18 protein-coding genes are annotated in these 20,821 nt (G+C 57.6%); 7 read left to right on the top strand and 11 right to left on the bottom strand.

Annotated features, from left to right (window positions below):
• Positions 1-166 precede the first annotated feature (166 nt).
• Genes ACIQUB_RS24295 through ACIQUB_RS24305 form a run of 3 tightly spaced genes read right to left on the bottom strand, consistent with a single transcriptional unit; the run spans position 167 to position 5,605 of the window.
• Positions 167-3,421 (bottom strand): error-prone DNA polymerase, encoded by a 3,255-nt coding sequence (locus tag ACIQUB_RS24295; RefSeq protein WP_402932950.1) that lies wholly within the window; start codon positions 3,419-3,421, stop codon positions 167-169.
• Positions 3,418-4,929: a Y-family DNA polymerase gene (locus ACIQUB_RS24300; protein ID WP_402932953.1), complete on the bottom strand. Its 1,512-nt coding sequence runs from the start codon at positions 4,927-4,929 to the stop codon at positions 3,418-3,420. Before ACIQUB_RS24300 ends, ACIQUB_RS24295 begins: the two co-directional genes overlap by 4 nt.
• Positions 4,850-5,605 carry an ImuA family protein gene (locus ACIQUB_RS24305; RefSeq protein ID WP_402932956.1) on the bottom strand — a complete coding sequence of 252 codons (756 nt, stop codon included), beginning with the start codon at positions 5,603-5,605 and terminating at the stop codon, positions 4,850-4,852. The genes ACIQUB_RS24300 and ACIQUB_RS24305 overlap by 80 nt, the downstream gene beginning before the upstream one ends.
• Positions 5,606-6,063: 458 nt before the next feature.
• On the opposite strand from ACIQUB_RS24305, the gene ACIQUB_RS24310 reads away from it, so the two are divergent.
• From ACIQUB_RS24310 to dinB, 3 genes are read left to right on the top strand one after another with little or no spacing between them, the layout of a single operon-like run.
• Positions 6,064-6,390, top strand: a complete 327-nt coding sequence (locus tag ACIQUB_RS24310; RefSeq protein ID WP_402932959.1) for a hypothetical protein — start codon at positions 6,064-6,066, stop codon at positions 6,388-6,390.
• A 12-nt stretch (positions 6,391-6,402) separates the two neighbouring features.
• Positions 6,403-7,131, top strand: coding sequence for an SOS response-associated peptidase (locus ACIQUB_RS24315; protein WP_402932962.1), 729 nt, complete (start codon positions 6,403-6,405; stop codon positions 7,129-7,131).
• 1 nt (position 7,132) lies between these two features.
• On the top strand, positions 7,133-8,248 hold the full coding sequence (gene dinB, locus ACIQUB_RS24320) for a DNA polymerase IV (RefSeq protein WP_402932964.1): 1,116 nt from the start codon (positions 7,133-7,135) through the stop codon (positions 8,246-8,248).
• 53 nt (positions 8,249-8,301) lie between these two features.
• Here dinB and ACIQUB_RS24325 read toward each other — a convergent pair whose 3' ends face one another.
• Complete coding sequence (locus ACIQUB_RS24325; protein WP_402932967.1) at positions 8,302-8,751, bottom strand: hypothetical protein; 450 nt, start codon at positions 8,749-8,751, stop codon at positions 8,302-8,304.
• Between the two features lie 405 nt (positions 8,752-9,156).
• Positions 9,157-9,354 carry a hypothetical protein gene (locus tag ACIQUB_RS24330; protein WP_402932969.1) on the bottom strand — a complete coding sequence of 66 codons (198 nt, stop codon included), beginning with the start codon at positions 9,352-9,354 and terminating at the stop codon, positions 9,157-9,159.
• Positions 9,355-9,469: 115 nt separating this feature from the next.
• Here ACIQUB_RS24330 and ACIQUB_RS24335 point away from each other — a divergent pair, with 115 nt between their 5' ends.
• The 3 genes from ACIQUB_RS24335 (at position 9,470) to ACIQUB_RS24345 (ending at position 12,353) form a co-directional block, all read left to right on the top strand.
• On the top strand, positions 9,470-10,351 hold the full coding sequence (locus ACIQUB_RS24335; protein WP_402932971.1) for a LysR family transcriptional regulator: 882 nt from the start codon (positions 9,470-9,472) through the stop codon (positions 10,349-10,351).
• A 293-nt stretch (positions 10,352-10,644) separates the two neighbouring features.
• Positions 10,645-11,529, top strand: coding sequence for a Ku protein (locus ACIQUB_RS24340; protein WP_402932974.1), 885 nt, complete (start codon positions 10,645-10,647; stop codon positions 11,527-11,529).
• 2 nt (positions 11,530-11,531) lie between these two features.
• Positions 11,532-12,353, top strand: a complete 822-nt coding sequence (locus ACIQUB_RS24345; protein ID WP_402932977.1) for a Ku protein — start codon at positions 11,532-11,534, stop codon at positions 12,351-12,353.
• Between the two features lie 74 nt (positions 12,354-12,427).
• Here ACIQUB_RS24345 and ligD read toward each other — a convergent pair whose 3' ends face one another.
• Together ligD and ACIQUB_RS24355 are read right to left on the bottom strand one after the other, a co-directional pair.
• Positions 12,428-15,082: a DNA ligase D gene (gene ligD / locus ACIQUB_RS24350; protein ID WP_402932980.1), complete on the bottom strand. Its 2,655-nt coding sequence runs from the start codon at positions 15,080-15,082 to the stop codon at positions 12,428-12,430.
• A 704-nt stretch (positions 15,083-15,786) separates the two neighbouring features.
• Complete coding sequence (locus tag ACIQUB_RS24355; protein WP_402932982.1) at positions 15,787-16,752, bottom strand: NmrA/HSCARG family protein; 966 nt, start codon at positions 16,750-16,752, stop codon at positions 15,787-15,789.
• A 99-nt stretch (positions 16,753-16,851) separates the two neighbouring features.
• On the opposite strand from ACIQUB_RS24355, the gene ACIQUB_RS24360 reads away from it, so the two are divergent.
• A complete protein-coding gene (locus ACIQUB_RS24360) occupies positions 16,852-17,226 on the top strand; it encodes a helix-turn-helix domain-containing protein (RefSeq protein WP_018902171.1) in 375 nt (124 codons plus the stop codon).
• Between the two features lie 500 nt (positions 17,227-17,726).
• On the opposite strand, the gene ACIQUB_RS24365 is transcribed toward ACIQUB_RS24360, so the two are convergent.
• From ACIQUB_RS24365 to ACIQUB_RS24380, 4 genes are all read right to left on the bottom strand, one after another.
• Positions 17,727-18,728 carry a sensor histidine kinase gene (locus tag ACIQUB_RS24365; RefSeq protein ID WP_402932985.1) on the bottom strand — a complete coding sequence of 334 codons (1,002 nt, stop codon included), beginning with the start codon at positions 18,726-18,728 and terminating at the stop codon, positions 17,727-17,729.
• A gap of 188 nt (positions 18,729-18,916) precedes the next feature.
• Positions 18,917-19,912 (bottom strand): sensor histidine kinase, encoded by a 996-nt coding sequence (locus tag ACIQUB_RS24370; protein ID WP_402932988.1) that lies wholly within the window; start codon positions 19,910-19,912, stop codon positions 18,917-18,919.
• A 136-nt stretch (positions 19,913-20,048) separates the two neighbouring features.
• Positions 20,049-20,324, bottom strand: coding sequence for a hypothetical protein (locus ACIQUB_RS24375; RefSeq protein WP_402932991.1), 276 nt, complete (start codon positions 20,322-20,324; stop codon positions 20,049-20,051).
• Between the two features lie 95 nt (positions 20,325-20,419).
• Positions 20,420-20,800: a DUF6481 family protein gene (locus ACIQUB_RS24380; protein ID WP_402932993.1), complete on the bottom strand. Its 381-nt coding sequence runs from the start codon at positions 20,798-20,800 to the stop codon at positions 20,420-20,422.
• Positions 20,801-20,821 lie beyond the last annotated feature (21 nt).

Genomic DNA, 20,821 nt, shown 5'->3' on the forward strand with positions numbered 1-20,821 from the left:
TCAAGGTGACGAACGCGACCGGGCGCGATCCATGCATCAGACCCTTATTTGCATGGTCTGCGTATCTTACGACCCTGTTCGTGGCAAACTCATACGACTGACTGGCCAACGCTTGATATTTTATCCGGCTGGCGTTTCGGGCCTTTTGTGGTTTAGACCGCGCGTCTTAGTGAAAATTCCGGCTCTTGATCTTGAGTGTGTCGATATGGAGGTCAGGAATGAAGATATTCCGCGGCTTGATTGGATCTCGGCTGTCATGACCGGCGGGGCCCCCGTGAGCGAATTCATCACCTCGCCCACTTGGCAGTACGAAGCCAGCGTCTCGGTCCGCCAAGCCGGATAGGTCCGCGGTCAAGTCGAACAATTGCTGGGCGACGAGATGAACAACCTCCCCTTCCCGCTGGATGCGACCGTTGATCGCCATCATCGATGCCCCAAGTACGACTTGGCGTCGACGCTCGAACAACGATGGCCAGACAACAATGTTGGCGGGTCCGGTCTCGTCTTCGATGGTGATGAACATGACGCCCTTGGCGCTCCCCGGCTTCTGTCGCACCAACACAAGGCCCGCCGTCATCACCCAGCGGCCGTCACGAGCGCTCATGGCTTCGGCGCAAGTGACGATCCGGCGCTCACTCAAATCCCTGCGAAGAAAGGCGATCGGATGTTCTCGCAGCGTCAAGCCGACATGGCTGTAGTCCTCCACAACGTTATGGCCTTCATTCATCTGGCGGAGCTCGACCGTTGGCTCCTGCTGTTCGGCGACCGCGCGATCCTCACGCTCGGCCGCAGCCGCGAACAATGGCAGCGGCTCGTCGCGCAACGCTTTGATCGCCCATAGAGCGTCGCGCCGTTGGAGACCCAGCGACGGCCGGAACGCATCAGCCTCGGCCAGTTCGACAAGAGAGTCCGCCGGCACATTCGCCCGATGCCACATGTCATCAACAGTCTCGAACGCGCGGTTCATACGGGCCGAGACGATCCGAGCGGCACTGGCATTCGGCAGCCCTTTGATGAGCCTCATTCCTAGACGAACAGCGTGACGATGGGAGCCTTCAATTTCCTCAAGCGTGCAGTCCCAACGCGATCGGTTGACGCAGACAGGTCGGATTTCGACGCCGTGGCTTCGGGCATCTGCGACAATCTGGGCAACAGCGTAAAAACCCATTGGTTGACTGTTCACCAGGGCGGCACAGAAGACCTCAGGGTGATGGCATTTCATCCAGTTGGACGCGTAGGCAATCAGCGCGAAGGATGCGGCATGGCTCTCTGGAAAGCCGTAGGACCCGAACCCCTCGAGCTGGCTGAAGGTCTTTTCGGCGAATTCGGGACTGTATCCATTGCGCACCATCCCGTCGACGAGCTTTGCCTTGAACTTAGAAACGCCGCCGGTGAATTTGAACGTGGCCATACTCTTTCGGAGCTGGTCTGCCTCGCCGCCGGTAAATCCGGCGCAGACCATCGCCACCTTCATCGCACTTTCCTGAAAAAGTGGGACGCCCAGCGTCTTGCCGAGAACCGCTTCAAGCTCAGGCGTCGGATACTCAACCTTTTCCTTACCCTCACGGCGGCGCAGATAAGGATGGACCATGTCGCCTTGTATCGGACCAGGCCTGACAATTGCAACCTGGATGACCAGGTCGTAGAACGTCTGCGGCTTCAAACGCGGTAACATCGCCATCTGCGCCCTGCTTTCCACTTGGAAAGTCCCCAAGGTGTCGGCTCGTCGGATCATGGCATAAGTCGCGGGATCTTCCTGCGGTATGCTGGCGAGATCAAGCGGGATATCCTTATGCTGCTTTAGCAGTTCGAATGCTTTAGCCATGCAAGTGAGCATACCGATGGCGAGCACGTCCACCTTCATGAACTTCAAAGCCTCGATGTCATCCTTGTCCCATTCGATGACCTGACGATCGGCCATGGTTGCAGGCTCGATCGGAACAAGATTGTCAAGACGGTCATGCGTGAGAACAAATCCACCCGGATGCTGGCCCAGATGGCGGGGTGCCCCCATTAGCTGCTGCGCGAGCTTGAGCGTAAGGGCCAGGCGACGATCATTCGGATTGAGGCCTCGCGTCTCGAGTCTCTGATCCGTAACCAGTTCTTCCGACCAATGCCACATTCCTGACGACAAAGCCTTGATGACATCCTCAGGCAGGCCTAGCGCCTTGCCGACATCACGGATTGCCCCCTTGGCTCGATAGCGATTCACGGTGGCGCAAAGGGCCGCCTTGTCCTTGCCATAGGTCTTGTAAATCCACTGGATGACTTCCTCTCGTCGCTCGTGCTCGAAGTCGACATCGATGTCCGGCGGCTCGTCACGCTCTTTCGATACAAATCTCTCGAACAGCAGGTCATTGGTCTCCGGATCGATCGAAGTGACGCCGAGGATGTAGCAGATCGCGCTATTTGCCGCCGATCCCCTACCCTGGCAAATGATGCCCTGGCTCCTGGCGAACCGGACAATCGAGAAGACCGTCAAAAAATAGGGGGCATACTGCATCTCCTTGATCAGGTCGAGTTCGTGGCGGATCGCCTTCACCACCTTTTGGGGCACGCCCTCCGGATAGCGGTTCGGGAGGCACTCGCGGACATAATGCTCGAGCGACTGCTGCGCATCCATGCCCTCAACAATGGCTTCAAGCGGATACTGGTATGTCAGTTCGTCGAGGCTAAAGCGGCAGCGGTTGACGATCTCCATCGTCCGGGCGAGTGCCTCCTTATATCGTGGAAACAGTCTGGCCATCTCCTCGGGAGGCTTCAGGTAACGGTCCGCGTGGCGCTCGCGCTCAAAGCCTACTTCGTCAATGGTTGTCCTGTTGCGAATGCAGGTCACGACATCCTGGAGCTGCCGGCGGCCAGGCTCGTGGAACAAGACATCGTTGGTGACCACGGTCTTCACCCGGAACTTCGTCGCCATGTTCGAAATCTCGTGCAGGCGAAGCTGATCATTCGGGCGACGACGCAGGCTAAGGGACACATATGCCCGGTCGCGGAAGATGTCCGCCGTCTTCCTGAGCTGGACCGCGCACACTTCGTCCGCAAGGTCAGGAACCAGGATGCCAATTAGACCGTCGGCAAAGAGCGCAACGTCACTTAACGTCAGGGTGCAGTTCGCCTTGCCGCCGCGCTCCTTGCCGAATGTCAGCAGGCGCGTAAGCATGGAATAGGCCGCGCGATCCGTTGGGTAGACCAGAAGTGACATACCATCCTGGAGGTCCAGCCGACAGCCGACGACAAGCCGAACCCCGGTAGCGCGCGATGCTTCCAAGGCGCGAACGATCCCGGCAAGAGAGTTGCGGTCGACGATCCCCAGCGCCTCGATGCCCAGCGCCTTGGCCGTGGCGAACAGCTCGTCGGCAGATGACGCACCCCGCAAAAAGCTGAAGTGGCTCGTGACCTGTAGCTCGGCGTAGGTCATGCGAATATTCCATGCACGAACCACCGATGCGATCCGGTCTCAGGATCGACGCCGTCGCCTTGGCGAAAAATCCAAAGGCGCTCTCCGCCCTCACCCTCGATGACAAAATAGTCGCGGACGGCCTCAAGCTCGGCATCGCGTCGCCACCATTCTCCGAACACGCGCTCGGGACCGTCGGCGCGTTTGACCTTTATCCGTCGCCCACGCCAGACAATACTGGCCGGAGGATAGTCAGGCATCAGGGCGATTGCGTCGATGCGATCCGGTCGAGCCAGCAGGCGCACAGGACGTGGCCAGTGAAGCGCCCAGGTATCATCGGCAACCGCGGCGACGGCAGCGATCCGCTGAACACTGCGTTCAGGCACGTCAGATGCGACTGGGCCAATCCTGTAAACCCGTTGCCCTCGATTGCCAAACACGTCGATCAGCGGCGTGACATCGGTCACCTCGTCTTCGACGAGCGCCGACGCTGTCTGCAGCGCGTCAAGCGGCTCCGTCATTACCGCCACCAGTGTCAGCTTCTCGATGCCGTAGCCGGGTTCGATCTTTTCCGTGCGATCGCGGAACAACTTGGCCAGCCAAGCTATGTCGCGCGCGGGCTTCGCGGTACCAGCGCGGATGGCCTGTCGGGTGCCATCCACCTTCTCGACAAGCAAGTCGGTCCGGCGCACGCCTAAGCCTTTGCGCTGAAGCTCCGTCACCAGCTCCTTGACCAGTCGGCCGACATACTTGTCGATCGTCTCCGCAGCTCCAATGGGTTCAGCAAATGCCCGGCTGACCTCGATCAGGTCTGGGGTCCGGATGGGATCGATTGGCTCCGCCATCCGGCCGAACATCTGGTCCAGCCGTCGGCCTAGCTCTGGGCCGAAGCGAAGCGCTAGCGGCGCTCGAGGCTTCGCCGCCAGCTCCCCGATCGTCCTGAAGCCGAGTGTGCGGAGATCGCTGGCAATCTTTGGCGGAAGCCGCAGAAGGGACAACGGCAAGCTGTCTACAGCTCGCACCGTTTCGCCAACAGGCACGATGACAATCTCTCTTCGGATGGCGCGGGCACACGCATGGGCGGCGCCCCAGGTGTCAGCGATCGCGACACGCGCCGATAGCTTTTTCGCGCGAAAACGGTTGGCGATCCCGGTCAACATCGGCAGTTCGCCGCCTTGCAGATGATCTGCACCCTCGGTGTCCATGACGATCCCGTCAGGCGCATCCATCGCCACGATTGGGGAATACTGGCCAAGCGCCCACAGCGTGATGCGCTCAAGTGCGGCCGCATCCGCAACCGGGTCAGCATCGGCCAGTATTAGACCCTGAAAGATGGCCTGCGCTTTGGCTGCGGGCATGCCGACACGGACGCCGGATTTCTTGGCGGCCGCATCGACTGCCGACACCCAGCGCTTGGCCCCGCTGCGTGCGATAACGGCAATGGCCTGCTCAACGGGAATAGACGGATCGGCTCGCCTGATCCTGTCCGTCGCCAGGTTCGGTAGATAAATCGAGACGACCCGTGGCATCACACGCTCCAACAATAAAATCTGCGCACTCGCCCGCTTTCACTCTTATCAATTCCAGCAGCCAGCGCGCCCGACCGATACCGGGCACCGGAAGAGGCTCGCTTGGAAGCACACTGACACGCCACCGCGTGCTCGCAGCCGTCGGCTGGCCGTAATCACTGGCCTCGGTTTGTCGTCGCCATCGTCGGACGGCCAGGCCCATGGTCCCAGTCTTTTCGGCGGCAAGCTGTAGCCGTCTCGACGTCGTCATTGGCAGTCTTACCAGCTCGCCGACCACCGCGCCTAGCCCGCCAAAGGCCAGCGCTTCCTCCATCGAGGCCAAGACGTCCTCCTCCTTGTCGCTTTCGACGAAGATGACGCGTTTCGGATGGAGACCTGCCTGTGCCAGAGCTGGGAAAAAGAGATCAGGTCGCGTGAGGCACCAGACGACCTGGCCCTTTGTCTGCGCTGCGATCCCAGCCACCATCAGCGCGGCGGCTGCTCCGTCGACGGTCCCTGCTCCACCGCCCGCGAATTCATGAAGAGCACCGAAGGCGAGTCCGCCGCCAGGCAAGCGGTCATCGATCTCCGGAATACCGAAGGGCAGCACCTGCTTGTTGCGCGCGGACGTGACTTCGAGATGCTGGATGCGCTCCCGCAGCTCCGAGATCACAAGATTTGTGGCACCCTGCGCCATCGCGACCTCTGTCTAAAACCGGGTTTCCATTTCGCTCCAAAGCGAGTAGGTTCTCTTTTTGTTCCTGATCGGCATGTGAGTCAATCATGATGTTTTGGTCGAAATCGGTCATCCAATAGCCATCCACAGCGGCGCTGCTGGCGATCAGGAAACGAATTCAACAAGCTAACGAGCATCCATCCACAGATGAGCACAATCGAAAAAATAAGAAAAAATTCCTCTGGCGAGGACATTATTCTTCGACAGTTACGTGGTCACATCCTGCGCGTCGACTGTCGGACATGTGACCGCTGCGACGATCTCGATCGGAAGGCCGTCGTAAAACGGCACGGCGCATCAATCCCAATGCACAAGCTGCGCCGTAGGATCGGCCTGGGATGCGACCGGATGAATGCCGCGGACGGTATTGACCGATGCCAACTCACCATTTCCGCGAAAGCCGACAAGGAGGACTGAACATGATCGACAATATCGTTTCATTCGAAGATCGTCGTCTCGCTGGGTTGGACGGTACGCATTTTAGCCGCAGCGATGAAGACGTCATGATCGCGAGCACCATCGAGAGCCTTAAAGCACGTATCAGGGAGCGCGATACCGTTCGCGACCACATCGAGCGTATGGAAACAGGAGAGATCATTCTGCATCCTGACGACGGCAGCGCCGTCTCGCCTTTGCCGCTGGCCCAACTTGCCGACCTTCTGTCCGGATACGACCACATGCTGTCCATCGAAATCGACAGGCTTGAAGTCGAGGCGGAAAGGCTTCACGGTCCCTATCAGGATTAAGGAGGCTTTCGCATGTGCAATGCCTATAACGTCACTACCAATCAGGAAGCGATCCGGTCGTTCGTGTCTATGACCCACGACCATATCGGCAACATGGAGGACTCCATCGATGTCTATCCTGATCGCTTGGCTCCCATCGTTCGCAACAACGAAGACCGCCGGGAACTGACTATGGTCCGCTGGGGCATGCCCTCGTCCAGCAAGGCGCTGCTCGATGCTGCCAGCAAACGGGCCGACAAGCTGCGCGCAAAAGGCAAGGAGTTCGACTTTAACGAACTCCTGAAGATGGAACCAGACGGTGGCACGACCAACATCCGGAACACCTCCAGCCAACATTGGAAACGATGGCTTGGCGTGCAGAACCGTTGTGTGGTTCCGTTCACCCGGTTTGCCGAGCCCGATCCGGCCAGCAAGGTCGAAGGTGGCCGCACGCCGAATGCCTGTTTCGCCAGCACAAGCGACGACCCGCTCATGTTCTTTGCCGGACTGTGGGTGAAGGACTGGACCAGCGTGCGCAAGGTCAAGGATGGTCTCGTCACCATCGACCTGTTTGCCTTCCTGACGACCGAGCCGAATGGCATCGTCGCCCCGATCCACCAAAAAGCGATGCCAGTGATCCTGACAACGCAAGACGAGGTCGAAACCTGGCTCACCGCCTCATGGGACGAAGCCAAAGCGTTGCAGCGCCCGCTGCCAGACGACTTGCTGAAGATCGAGCCCGTGATGGATGCGGGCGCATGATATGGAAGACGTCTTGACCGCAACCCCCGACAGCGTAACACCAGCCCCCGTGCGAAAGATCATCCATGTCGACATGGATGCCTTCTATGCGTCGGTAGAGCAGCGCGACAATCCGGAGCTGCGCGGCAAGCCCGTGGCGGTCGGCGGGTCAGAGGCGCGCGGTGTCGTCGCGGCAGCCAGTTACGAGGCCCGCATATATGGTGTCCACTCGGCAATGGCATCGGTGACGGCCAAGCGGAAATGCCCCGACCTCATCTTCGTCAAGCCGAGATTCGAGGTCTACAAGGCCATCTCTGCGCAGATCCGGGAGATCTTCGCCGATTACACGCCTCTGATCGAGCCGTTGTCATTGGACGAGGCCTATCTCGACGTGACGGAAAATCTAAAGGGCATCGAGATCGCCACACAGATCGCGCTCGAGATCCGCACCAGGATCAAGGACGCCACCGGGCTAAACGCGTCTGCCGGGATCAGCTACAACAAGTTCTTGGCCAAGATGGCGAGCGACCTGAACAAACCAAACGGTCAGGCGGTCCTCACGCCGAAGGTCGGCCCGCGGTTCGTCGAAACGCTTCCGGTCAAGAAATTCCACGGTGTCGGCCCGGCTACAGCAGAGAAGATGCACCGTCTCGGGATCCAAAACGGCGCCGATCTCAGACAAAAGGACCTGCCTTTCCTTGTCGAGCACTTTGGGAAATCGGGGCCATATTTCTATGGCATCGCCCGCGGCATCGACGAGCGACGCGTCAAGCCGGACAGAGTTCGCAAATCGGTCGGCGCCGAGGACACCTTCGCCCAGGACATCCATTCGTATGACCCGGCACTTGAAGGCATGCAGCCATTGATCGCCAAGGTCTGGCGCTACTGCGAGGCCAACGCCATACGCGCAAAAACTGTCACGTTAAAGTTGAAGTACTCGGATTTCACACAGATCACGCGCGCAAAGACAATCGAGCAGCCATTCGAATCAATGGGCGAAATCGAGCAGACGATCGCATTGTTGCTCAAGCCTATGTTTCCACCGCCAAGAGGTGTCCGGCTGCTGGGAGTTACACTCTCATCGCTCGAGAGAGTAGGGCAGCACCTCCAGACAGAGCAATTGCGCTTTTTGCTCTGATTGGCATTGATTGATTTTGAAGTTTTCTGGTGAAGAATGGCAACCTTTCGCGCTCAGTCTGACCCAAGATCTCGCCCGTGAAACAGCTCTCTAAACGCTTTCGCGCCTTTCTTGTGAGGTGAGGTCACGATCACAAAGCGGCGGCCTTTTCCATCGGCCTCTTGATGGGCCAGGTCGAACATCCAGATTGTCATTGCGGTGCCTCGCGTGATTTCGAGGAACTTTTCCATGGCAGGATCCTCCGGTGCGTCAACAACGAAGTGTAGCTCATAAGCGAAGGTTTCCTGGCCAGTCCCTCCCTTAAGCTGTTCCCTGAACCACTCCCACAGATTTGAGAAGTCGACCGGAAATGGTGCTAGGTCCATATTCACGTGAACAACATCCCGCAGAAAAATGACCTCACCATCGAAAAAGGCGTGGATACCGAGGAAGTATTCGGCGAGATCCATGTGCGCCACTAACGCATCGCGAAAAATGTTTAGGTTTGTCGCCGTCTGAAACATGCGGATCTCCATGCGCTTTTGCCATTACAGGCAAAATATGTCTTCGATACTTGGAGTTAACGCTGAATACGTTAAAAGATGCCTTCGACTTCTTCAGCTAGTGCAAGTTCTTACAGGCACGCATCGGTCGAAATGAAAAGCTTATGGCAGCTTTGATCAGAACAGGACGCTGCGGATTTTGTCGTCACCATCAAGCAATCCTGCGTTGCTCGAATGACGCTCAGTGCATTGACCGACATCGCCAAAAACGCCATCCCGTGCCGGGATAAAGCCTGCGTGGCATGTCCTACTCTCGTCATGTCTGCTGACACGTGACCCGATGATCGCCGAGCGGCGCCCCCACAACCGGGGGGATTTCGGATAGTGCCTCAATGAACTCACTGAGAGCGTCGATTTCGAGGCTAGCTAATCTTGCAGACCAACGTTTGCGACTGAAGATCCCGAGGAACCGTCGATGCTCGCGTCGAACGCAGCGATCGTCGCAGGCGCGCCAGCGATGGCTCGCTGAGCTTGATCGCCAAAGTGCCTCGCTGCCAGCACGGCAAGCAGAAGAAGCGCCAATCTGAATATGAAAGCCCGCAGGAGCTTCTCTGTGGTGTCCATCGCATTTCCTTCCTAGTCCGACTTTGATGTAAACCTCGCCAGGCGACACGACACAATGTGTAAGATACAAGGGAAGCCTTCGGTTTATCCGAAGGATCCAAATTGGGGAGGATGCATGCGGTTCGACATCACTGACCTTCGCTTGTTTCTCCATGTGGTGGAGGCCGAGAGCATCACTCACGGCGCCGAACGGGCGGGTATGGCTTTGGCATCGGCCAGTGCCCGAATCCGTGGAATGGAAGAGTTCAGCGCAGTGCCGCTGCTCGACCGTGGCGCACGTGGCGCGCGTCCGACACAGGCTGGCGATGCTCTCGCACACCATGCCCGCATCGTTCTTGGACAAATGGAGCAGATGCGTGGCGACCTGCAACTTTACGCGAAAGGGCTACGTGGTCAAATCAGGTTGATGTCAGGGCGCGCGGCGATGGCGCACCTACCCGAAGTGCTTCGGCGATTCCTGGTCGACCATCAAACAATAGACGTGGACCTCGACGAACGTCAGAGCCCGGATGTCGTTGCAGGCGTCGCTGGAGGTCTTGCCGATCTCGGGATCGCGGCAGACACCACAGACATCGGATCGCTAGAAACTCGGCCGTTCAAGACCGACAGGCTCGTATTGATTACCACTGCCGACAATCCCCTGGCAAAACGGAGCACGGTTCCATTCCGCGAGGTGCTTGACCAGCCGTTCGTGGGTCTGCCTGCCGATAGTGCGCTGCAGGGGCACCTTTCGACACACGCGTCGCGTGAGGGCCGGCAGTTCAAGCTCCGCATCCGTTTGGACGCGTTCGAGGACATCTGCGCTATGGTCGCAAGCGGCGTTGGGCTGGCTATCGTGCCAGAGGTTTACGCGAGGCGATATCAGCATCCGCTCAGACTCGGTGTCGTTCCCCTCGCTGACGCCTGGGCATTGCGTCACCTTCTCGTCTGTGCACGAAATTTCGCGGCCCTGCCTGTTCACGCCAGGCGGCTCGTCGACTATCTTGCGATCGCATAGGCATATTATCATCGCATGTCGCTCCAATGATCGCTCAGGACCCTAAGAAGCCGGTTAAGTCTCGGCTGAAGCTGTGCGGGATCGATAAAGTTGGATCCATCGCCTTCGACCCAGATGATAAGGCGATGCGCTCCCTCCTGCCGCGTCACGAACGCAACCAGATTACAACGCGATCGAGGAACGGATCCTGAGGGCGCCCATCAAGCGATCGTCGTGCAACCGCGTTCGCTCAGCCTCGGGAACCATGTTGGATCAGACATAGTTACCTTTCGACATCTTTGGAGGCACGTGGAATGACCGCTCACCGCGCTCAATGGAAGGGACACCTGAAGATTGGCGATCTTAGTTGCGCCGTCGGCCTGTATACCGCCGCATCGACTTCCGACCGTATAAGCTTCCATATGTTAAACCAGAAAACCGGAAACCGTTTACAGCGGGAGTTCATCGACAGCGAAACTGAAGAGGTTGTCGCGCGAGAGCAACAAGTGAAGGGTTTCGAGACGGGAAGCGGCGACTACATCATGATCGATCCGCAAGAGGTAGCCGCCGTCATCCCAGATTCAGATAAGATGCTTGAGGCAGAAGCTTTCATCGCTTGCGGCGAAGTCGATGATGTCTATTTCGACAAGCCTTATTACCTCGTGCCTGTAGATGACGAAGCTAGCGATCCTTTCAACTGCATCCGCGACGCACTGGCCAGCACTCGCGTGGTGGCTATTGCGCGGACCGTTCTGTTCCGGCGAATGCGGACCGTTTTAATCAGACCACACGGCAGGGGCCTGATCGCGACGACACTCAACTTCGATTACGAGGTGCGGTCTTCAAAGGAAGCGTTCAAGGGCGTTGCGAAGGTTAAGGTCGAAAACGAGATGCTCGACTTGGCCAAGCACATAATCGATACGAAAATCGGCGACTTCGATCCCGCTAAGACTGATGACCGATATGAAACCGCTCTTGCTGCACTGGTAAAGGCAAAGGCTGAAGGAAAATCCCTTCCGAAACCTAAGCCGGTGAAGATTTCTAAACCGAATGATCTTCTGAAGGCACTTCGAGAAAGCGCTGGATTGAGCAAGCCTTCCTCCAGCAAGCCAAAGGCCGCCAACGCCAATGCCGGGAAAAAGAAAACGAAGGCTGATGCAAAGACGCCATCCAAGACCACTCAGAAGAAGGCAAGCTGACCATGGCCCCACGACGTCCGTACTGGAGAGGTTATTTGAAGCTTTCGCTTGTCACCTGCCCCGTAGCGATGGTCCCAGCGACCTCGGAGAGCGAGAAAGTGCGGTTTCATACTCTTAACGAAAAGACCGGCAATCGGGTTGTTTCACAGTACATCGACAGTGTAACCGGCAAGCCGGTCAAAGACGAGGACGAGGCCAAGGGATATGAGCGCGGTGAAGACGACTACGTTATTCTCACCGATGACGAACTAGAGTCCGTAGAGCTGGAGAGCGTTCGCACCATCGACATTGAACGGTTTGTGTCTAGGGAGAAGATCGAGTGGATTTATCTCGACACCCCGTTTTACCTCACCGCCAATCAGAAAATCGGTGACGAAGCCTTTGCTGTCATTCGGGAGGCAATGAAGGCTAAGGACGTCGTGGGCGTCGCTCGGGTCGTCCTTGGCCGTCGAGAACGCGCCGTGATCCTCGAGCCTCGCGACAACGGCATTGTCGTGTGGGCGCTCAGGTTTGGTGACGAAGTCCGACCGGAAAGTGAGTATTTCGCCGGCATAGACAAGACGTCGGACGCAAAGGGCGTCGCCGCACTCGAAAAGATCATCAAGAAGCGTACTCAAAAATGGTCGCCAGCCATGGCGTCCGATCCGATCCAGGATAGCTTGCTGAAGCTTATCGCTTCGAAGAAAAGGGCCCATAAGCCCTCAAAGAAGCAGGCCTCCAAAAAGAGAACGGGAAATGACGGAAACCAGAGCAACGTCGTTAACATCATGGATGCGCTCAAGAAATCAGTCCAAAAAGAACTGAAGTCCCGCAAAGCTGGCTAAAGCAGCAATGCATCACTTCGGCGCGGCTGCCTCGCGTGCAACAGTTCGTCGTTCCACTGGCAATTCTTTGCTCGTCAGGCAGCCCGCTTTTTGGATTTGTTTAATCGCCTGATTGCCTGTTCGAGGGACCGCTCGCCGTCGCAATAATCCTGCCAGGCAGTGGTCTGCTTGAGGAGAGCGGGCACCGATCTGATCGTGAACCGCCTCGGGTCGAGCCCTGCCTTGACCTGCGTCCAGTTGAGCGGCATCGACACCGTCGCTCCTGCTCGGGCCCTCGGTGAAAGCGGCGCGACTGCAGTCGCGGTACGATCATTGCGCAAGTAATCCAAGAAAATGCGCCCACTGCGGAGACTTTTCGTCATCTTGATCAAGTAGCGGTCCGGGTTGTCTCTGGCCATTTCCTGGCAGATATCGTGCGCGAAGGCCTTGCCTTGGTCCCACGTGAGCGTCTTGCCTTTCGGCACGGACAACGGCGTCACCACATGCAGCCCCTTGCCCCCGGTTGTCTTACAGAAGCTGACTAGGCCGAGCTCCTCCAATCGATCTCGTATCTCGCGGGCGCCTTCTATGACTGTGTTGAAATCGACATCCGGACCGGGGTCAAGATCGAACACCAAGCGCCCCGGCACCTCCGGAAGATTGGGTTCGCAGTTCCAAGGATGTAGCTCTGTTCCCCCAATTTGGGCGATGGCGGCCAATCCCTCGACGCGGTCGATTTGCAGATAGGGCTGTTTATCGCCCGACACTTTGACCTGCTCGATGAGGTTTGAAGTTCCCTGCATCGCATGCCGCTGAAAGAACTGCTCGCTCCCGATACCGTCTGGCGTCCGGATGATCGAACAAGGCCGTCCCTTTATGTGATCGATCAGCCATGGCCCCACGGCCTCGTAGTAGTGAGCCAGATCAAGCTTTGTGACCGGCTCTGCGTCCGAGGCATCGGGCCACATGGGTTTCTCAGGGCTGGATATCAGAACGCCCATGACATCGACCTTCGCTCCCTTGCGAAATTTCGATGCCGTGCGCGGTTTCGGAGCCTCGGTCTCAGGGTCGGGAACATCCGTTTCGTCCGGGCTCGCTGGCTGATCTGCCTCAACCTCTTCCGCAGGCTTGTCCTCGCGCAAGCCTTTGAACGCGGCTTGTCGGACCTGGCCGTCCGCTGTCCATCCCGCAAACTCGATTTCCGCAACCAGCTCGGGCTTCAGCCAAAAAATTTCTGGTGTTTTCTTCGGAGCACCGATGCCGGTGAACGGAGATTTCGTGGTTTCGACCTCCTTCAATCGCGGCAACAACTTGTCGATCACGCTCGCCGGGTAACCAGTCCCAACGCGGCCGACATAAACAAAGTGGTCACCGCGATTGACACCGACTAGGAGCGAGCGGAATTTCCCGTTGGTGGTGGCGTAGGCACCTATCACCACTTCGTGTCCCGCTCGGCATTTGGATTTCGCCCACGTCTTCGTTCGGCCGGACACATAGGTTGCATCGGCCTTTTTCGAAACGATGCCTTCGAGCGACAATTTGCAGGCCGATTTTAAAACAGCATCCCCGCCTGTCTCGAAGTGTTCGACAAAGCGTATACGTGGGTCGTCCCCCGCCTTGCGCAGAAGAGCAACTAACCGCTCCTTTCGCTCTGTCAGCGGCAAATCGCGAAGGTCTTCACCGCCAGCAAACATCAGATCAAAGGCGAAGAAGACGAGATCGTCGGTCTTACCTTCCGACAACGATGCTTGCAGCGCTGCAAAATCCGGTGCACCGTTTTCATCGAGGGCGCATATCTCGCCGTCGATGATAGCATCTGGAAGTCCTTCGCAAGAACGAGCGATAGCAGGGTATTTCTTGGTCCAATCGAGGCCTTTGCGCGTTTTGAGGGTGACCTCACCACCTTGGATGCGCATCTGTATGCGGTAGCCGTCAAACTTGATCTCGTGAACCCAGCCGTTTGCGGATGGCGGTCGTTCCAGTGCTTCGCACAGTTGCGGCGCGATGAACGACGGCATTGCAGAGGACACAGTCTTATCGCGCGGATTGGTCCTTTTCTTCGATGCTGCCTTTCGTTCGTCGGCGGCAAGGCCTTCGCTGCTATCCCAGACCGCATCCGCCTCAACGGAACCACCTGATGTCATGAACGGCTTTGGCTTTCGGCCTTTTCCCGATGCAATGGCATCCATCGTCCGCCCAGAAGCAACAGACATCGCATTCTCTTCGAGTACTGCAGCGCCGTCTTTGTCGACGGAGAAATCATCATGGTGTTTGATCAGAAGCCAGTTGTTTCGCGTCTCGCCTTCTCGTCCACGCATTCGCACGAGGACGAAACTCCCATGAAGCCGTTCGCCCTCGAGCGTGAATTTGAAATCGCCTTTGGCGAGCGCCTGCTCTGGCGTCTTGTTGCCCTCTGGCTTCCAGTAGCCCCGATCCCAGAGCATAACCGTGCCCCCACCATACTGGCCCTTAGGAATAGTGCCCTCGAAATCACCGTAATCCAGCGGATGATCCTCGACCTCCACCGCGAGACGCTTGTCTTGCGGATCCAGCGATGGTCCTTTGGTGACCGCCCAGGATTTGAAGACACCGTCCAGTTCTAGCCTGAGGTCGTAGTGGAGGCGAGTAGCGTCGTGCTTCTGGATGATAAAGCGTCGACGGTTCGAGGATTTTACCTGCGCCTCCCCGCTCGGCTCAGCGGTTTTCTTGAAGTCGCGCTTAGCACGGTATTTGGAGAGGTTGACGGCCATGGGTTTTCTCGCATTCGATCACTATCGAAATGCCCAGGATGTGGCTACGGTTCCAGGATAGGCCTGAATTTGATCCATGCGGTTCCGTTCTCTTTGCAGTAAGATCAAAGGGCGCAGGGTCCCAGGCAAGCTTTTGCTCCGGCTGCTCGTCGAACTTTGCTGGCCGGACAGGCGAACGCCATGTTGCGTGGGCGGTTCCAGCAGTATCTGGCACTACACCGATAATGTACATGCGGTGGTGCAGCCTCGTTTAGCCCCATGGATTGACAGATCGGCACCTCATCGGCACCAAAGTGCCACGTCAGGCATCAAGTTGAATCGGACACCCTGAGTTTGCACTACCTTGCTAGCCAATGGCGAGGTCGTAGCTCCGCACCAGATCGGTCGGTTCGGAAAAAGTCGCCCTCGATGATCCGGGCTCTTAGCAGCTTGACGAGGTGCGCCGGAACCAGGACCGGGCCAACGCCAGTAACGTAGCCGCTGTCGCGACCCTTCTAGCATCAGCGCTGGAACAGCCTAATGTCGGCGCCGGCTCTAGCATCCGGCCGCCGCGCCATACCAAAGCTGCAATCCAGCCCGCGTCGCCCCGGGGAATGAACTCCGGCGTGAAGTGGACGTCTTGCGTGCATCGCGCAAGACATTACCTCGGATCGACCAAGGCTGCGGCTCGGAAGCACATGGCATCTTCCACGCAAATGCAGGCTCTAGCGCAGGACAATCGATGAGCTACTGGCGTTCTGTGCTGCTTCAAACAGGCTTTTTCCAGGGCCGTCAAGCCATTCATCAAAGCTCAGCAGATGGCCAAACTCTTCACGAAGACTTCCGATATCTGCGTGGCCTGCCAGTCGTCCGTCATCGAACAACTCAGTCAATCGCCGCAGGAAGTCGTTCTCATTCAGAAGAACATCCGGAAACCGGCTGTAGCTGATCGGCCGGCCAGCGGCGCGGCTGAGGCTTCGCTGCAAGCGGTCTCCCGTCAATTCATCGCCGGCGATCTCAATCGTGCGACCGACAAACCGGCCCGGATAGGAGAAGATGCGCGCCACGATCTTGCCGATATCTCGAACGGCGATGACTTGTCCGATCTGTGTCGGCCGAAGAAATGAGACGTAAGCATCCTGATCCAGACCCATCCCAGGCAGCATCAGCAGTTCCATGAAGCCCGCCGGACGTATGATGGTGCTGGGGATATCCAGCGCCCTGACATGGGCCTCGATCTCCGATTTGCTGTCGAAATGTCCCATGCCCGTCTTTTCCGGCCCGGCGGCATTTACCGAGGTATAGACGAAGTGACCGACGCCGGATTGCATGGCAATATCGGCGATCACTTTGCCATACCTGACCTCATCGTCGTCCGAAACACCGTAGACTGCCCCCTGCCCTGAACTCGGCTGAACACTGAACACGCCATAGACCCCTGTCGTAGCCGATCTGATCGACGCTTCGTTCGTAAAATCCCCCTGGACCACCTCAACACCGAGCGATGCCAAATCCAGACCTCTTTGGGCATCCGGATCGCGGACAAGTGCCCTGACGGACCAGCCATCGGCCCGCAGAGCCGATGCGACGGCCCCGCCCTGTTGGCCTGTCGCGCCGAAGACGAGGACAGTTTTTCCGGAACTGAACTCCGACGCCGCCGTGCCAATATCTTGATGATTGCTGGATGTCATTCGAGCCTCCTTGCTGCTGAAGGCCATCTAGGTATACTTATTATACGTGAATGCAATTACGCACCTGAACACTACCAGGTTTACAGGAGTATCCCAGTTATGGCTGCAATGCCGCCGGAAACTCTCGAACTGAACAGGCTTGTCTTAGAGGAGATTACGACAAAGTGGTCGTTGCTCGTGCTGGGATGCCTGTGCAGCGGGCCAATGAGATTTAATGCGCTGCGACGGGCAAACGATGGCATCTCCCAAAAGGCCTTGACGCAGTGCCTTCGTCGGCTGGAGGCCAACGGCTTTGTAACCCGCTCGGTCGTCAGCACCGCGCCCGTTGCCGTCGTCTACGAGATATCCCGGCTAGGGCGGTCACTCGAACCACACTTGCAAGCAATCCTCAACTGGGCAGATGAACATCGCGACGAGGTCTTAGCTGCGCAACGACAGTTTTATGGCGAGGCAGATGACTTGTCGCGCAAATAGATGATCCTGTGGTTTGGGATCTCGGCGTAGCCGACATCAAGAGTGTAATTCTTCGTGGCTTGGGTGGCGAACGTCTTCGCGAGCATCGTCTTCCCGGATTGTCGGGGCCTAACGATCAGCAAGACTCACGTGTCCAACATGGCGTCCTTAACACTTTGCTCGACGGGTCTTAGATAAAGCGCCACAGCCATACTCCTTGGTGACCATTCGCAATTAGGGCGATGGCCATATGAAACTCGAGCAGTGCTTGCTGTGATGGCGAAATATTAACGAATGGTATGGGGCAGTTGGCGGCCCACCGATCACCGAAACGCGAAGCGGAAAAAGGCTTTGCGACAAGGATGGTGGCCAGGACCGTCGAAGCAGAGTGCACGGGAACGATCAAGCGATGGTTTATGCGGGACGGCTGGAAGTTTCGCTCGATATGCCTTCAGCGATCATCAAGCAGTGCTGCGGACGTCAAGCGCCAGAGGCTATGCCACGGTGTTGAGAATATCCCCTTAGGCCGCGAGTTGGCTTTCTTTCAACCTCAGCGTCACAACCACACCACCCTCGACCCAGCTGACGTCGATTGAACCTTTGAGTTGCCCGGAAACGGTCCGCTGCAGGAGCTTGCTGCCATATCCTTCCGCCGAGCGCGTAGGTTCGACTGTATGGCCGCCTTGCTCGCTCCAGACAATTTCGATATCGTCCTCCACGACCTTGCCTGAGATGTCGAGTAACCCGGTATCATTCGACAGCGCGCCGTATTTGAGTGAGTTGGTCGCCAGCTCATGAATGACCAGCGCAAGGCTCGTAGCGGCCTTATCACCGAGGCCCATCCTGGGGACCGCTACGCGGATACGCCCCGCAAAGGCACCGACATCGTCGTAGGGCGCGAGAAGCACGGTAAACATGTCTCCCAGCAGTGCCGCATTCCCCTGACCATCCGGAAGGGGCCGGACCAACTCATGGGCACGGCCAAGTGCGGTCAAGCGCTGCGTCAGTTGCTTTGCCATTTCCTCCTTCGTCTCGGTGGAGCGCGATGTGATGTTCGTAAGACCAGCCGCAAGCGCCAGCAAGTTCTTGACGCGGTGGCTCATTTCGCCGGCGAGCAGCTCATGCCCTTCCTCGGCCTGTTTTCGGCCCGTCACGTCAAGGAAGATGCCCGTCATTTTCTTTGTAGCTGCGTCACCTTCGTTGCCCTGTCCTCTCGCAGAGATCCACCGAACGTCAGACGTGGTGGTCAAAATGCGGAAGTCGATTTCAAAAGGTCCGTCGATGGCCCGCGTTGCAACGAAAGCGGCTCTGACCCGATCCCGGTCGGCGGGATGAACCTTGGCGGATAGATGCTCAAAAGTGAGGTCTTGTTCGACGGGAATATCCCAAAGCTCGTAAGCCTTCGCATCCATCACAAACGTGTCGTCATCGACGATCCAGGTCCAGAGCGCGACGCCGGCTGACTTAATGGCCTGCCTAAGCTCGTTTGCATTCCATTCGGGCTGTGACCCTACTTGGCTCATGTTCAGTTCTCTTCCGCCAAATCAAAAAAGATGACCCTGATCAGAACTAGCGGGCTGGACAAGCGGAATCAATGGTCTAGCTCCGCTTCGCAGTGACTGCTCAAATCGCACATTAATCGTACATTACAAGCATGAGCCCTCTCCAATTGCGACTGGCGTCAATGAAGGGGCAACCGCGTAGAGCACCTTTATGTCAGGTGAGGCGTAGACCCTAGGCCGATCTGGATACGTGCGAGTGGCGCTGCGAACGTCCAGACGACCACTCCCCCGTCAACACTCCAGGTCGCCTGACCTGAGAGAGCCGATGGTACCACCTTTGAGAGGACAAGAGCACCATAGCCTTCATCCTGCGCCAGTAAATCCGCATAGGGCACGGCTTGCTCAGACCAGATAAGCTCGAACATGTCGACGCCCTCATCACTGGTCACTCGCCACGTGATGGATATGCCGCCGACATCCGTAACGCCGAAGCGCATCGCATTCATGATCAATTCGTGAAAGGCCATGCCGAGATTGAGAACGGCGTTTGCGTCAAGAACGATTTGAGGGCCGATAATCTGGACCGGCTGCACAGCTTCGAAAGGTTTGAGCTGATGAGCCACCAGATCGGCAAGGCTGACGCCGGCCCAATCGACCTGCGAGAGAAGATCATGCGAATGCGATAGCGCCATGATACGCTCACGAACCCGCCTCTCGAACTCTTCGATTGAGCGGGAGCGTGTTGCCGTCTGCCGGATGACGGCAAGCACAATCGCGTATTGATTTTTGACGCGATGATTGATTTCTCGCATCAAAAGGCGAAGCCGGCGGTCACTCTCGCGCGTCTCCGAGATATCCCGAGCGATGCTGGACGCCCCTATTAGCTCGCCGCCGCGGCTTTTGATGGGGGATATGGTGATCGAGATAGGGACTATTCGACCATCTCGATGGCGGCGGGTCGTCTGCAGAGGTTCGATCCGCTCCCCTAACTTCAGCCGCCGTAGGATATCGGCCTCCTCATCACGTTTGTCGTCTGGAATGATCAGATAGATCGGCTTTCCGACTGCCTCGCTTTCCGCAAAACCGAACATGCGCTCGGCCGCATTGTTCCAGCTGACGATCGTCCCGGTGAGGTCTTTGCTGATGATCGCGTCGAAGGAAGACTCTACGATGGCTGCGAGGCGTTCTGCGCTATGCTCTTCCATGTATGACCGCTTGGCTCATTGCTGCTTCGCTGGGTTGATCTAGGCAGACGCCCGACAGATCAACCCCGCACAGGTTTGGAAAGTTCAAGAAGCGCGATTTTTTGACAGTCAACGGCTCAGATGAGCATCGACCGGATCAGGAACGGTCGTAGGTGAAGGAGGTCAGCAAAGTCGTCACGAAATTGCAAGCCCTCTCCTTTACCAGCACCTCCGTCCACTCGTCAGTTCCGCGAAGCCTCAAGTCAGTCTGGATGCTATCCACGGCCGCTTCTTCTATTCGCTTAATGTGGGAACTAAAGCCCGCTTCACCCGCACCATGGTACATGTCGCGGATGACCATGCGCAGGATTTCCTGGATCGCTATCTGCCAGGCCGTATTGATTGCCTGCAGCTCGTTGGTGTCCGGTGCCATCAAAGGCTCCTAAGGAATGAGTAAGTTCGAGCGCGACTGTATATCGCTCCCTGGTCTATTCCACGGCCGCATCCCACACTAGGCGGGAGTAGACATTAAGCCTGCCGGGCCTTTCGGGCGGCGTCACGCCTGTCCCGCTCGGCTTTACGGGCGGCCTCGTCTTGAACAACCCGTGCTATCCGGGCATTCTGGGCCGACTGCCGAGCCTCGATCTCGGCTGCGGCTGCTGCCTCTGTGGCCGCCCGTTCTTGAGCCGCAAGGGTCTCGATCCGGGCGCGCTCCTCGACTTTCAGTCGCGCCCGTTGCGCGCGGCGCGCTTCACGAGCCTCCACAAGGCAGACGCGCTCGGCCTGTCTGGCGGCTTGTGACGGCTCAGCCGCCGTCTTTGCAGCGCGGTAGGCCATAAGGAGAGCTGCCTTGGCGTCCGCAGCAGCTGAGCGTCGGTCGGTAAGGTCGTTGTTTCTGGAGTGTCTCAAATTCTTATCCTGACATTCGTC

This window comes from Rhizobium sp. NPDC090275, from assembly GCF_044772225.1.
GTDB lineage: Bacteria > Pseudomonadota > Alphaproteobacteria > Rhizobiales > Rhizobiaceae > Rhizobium.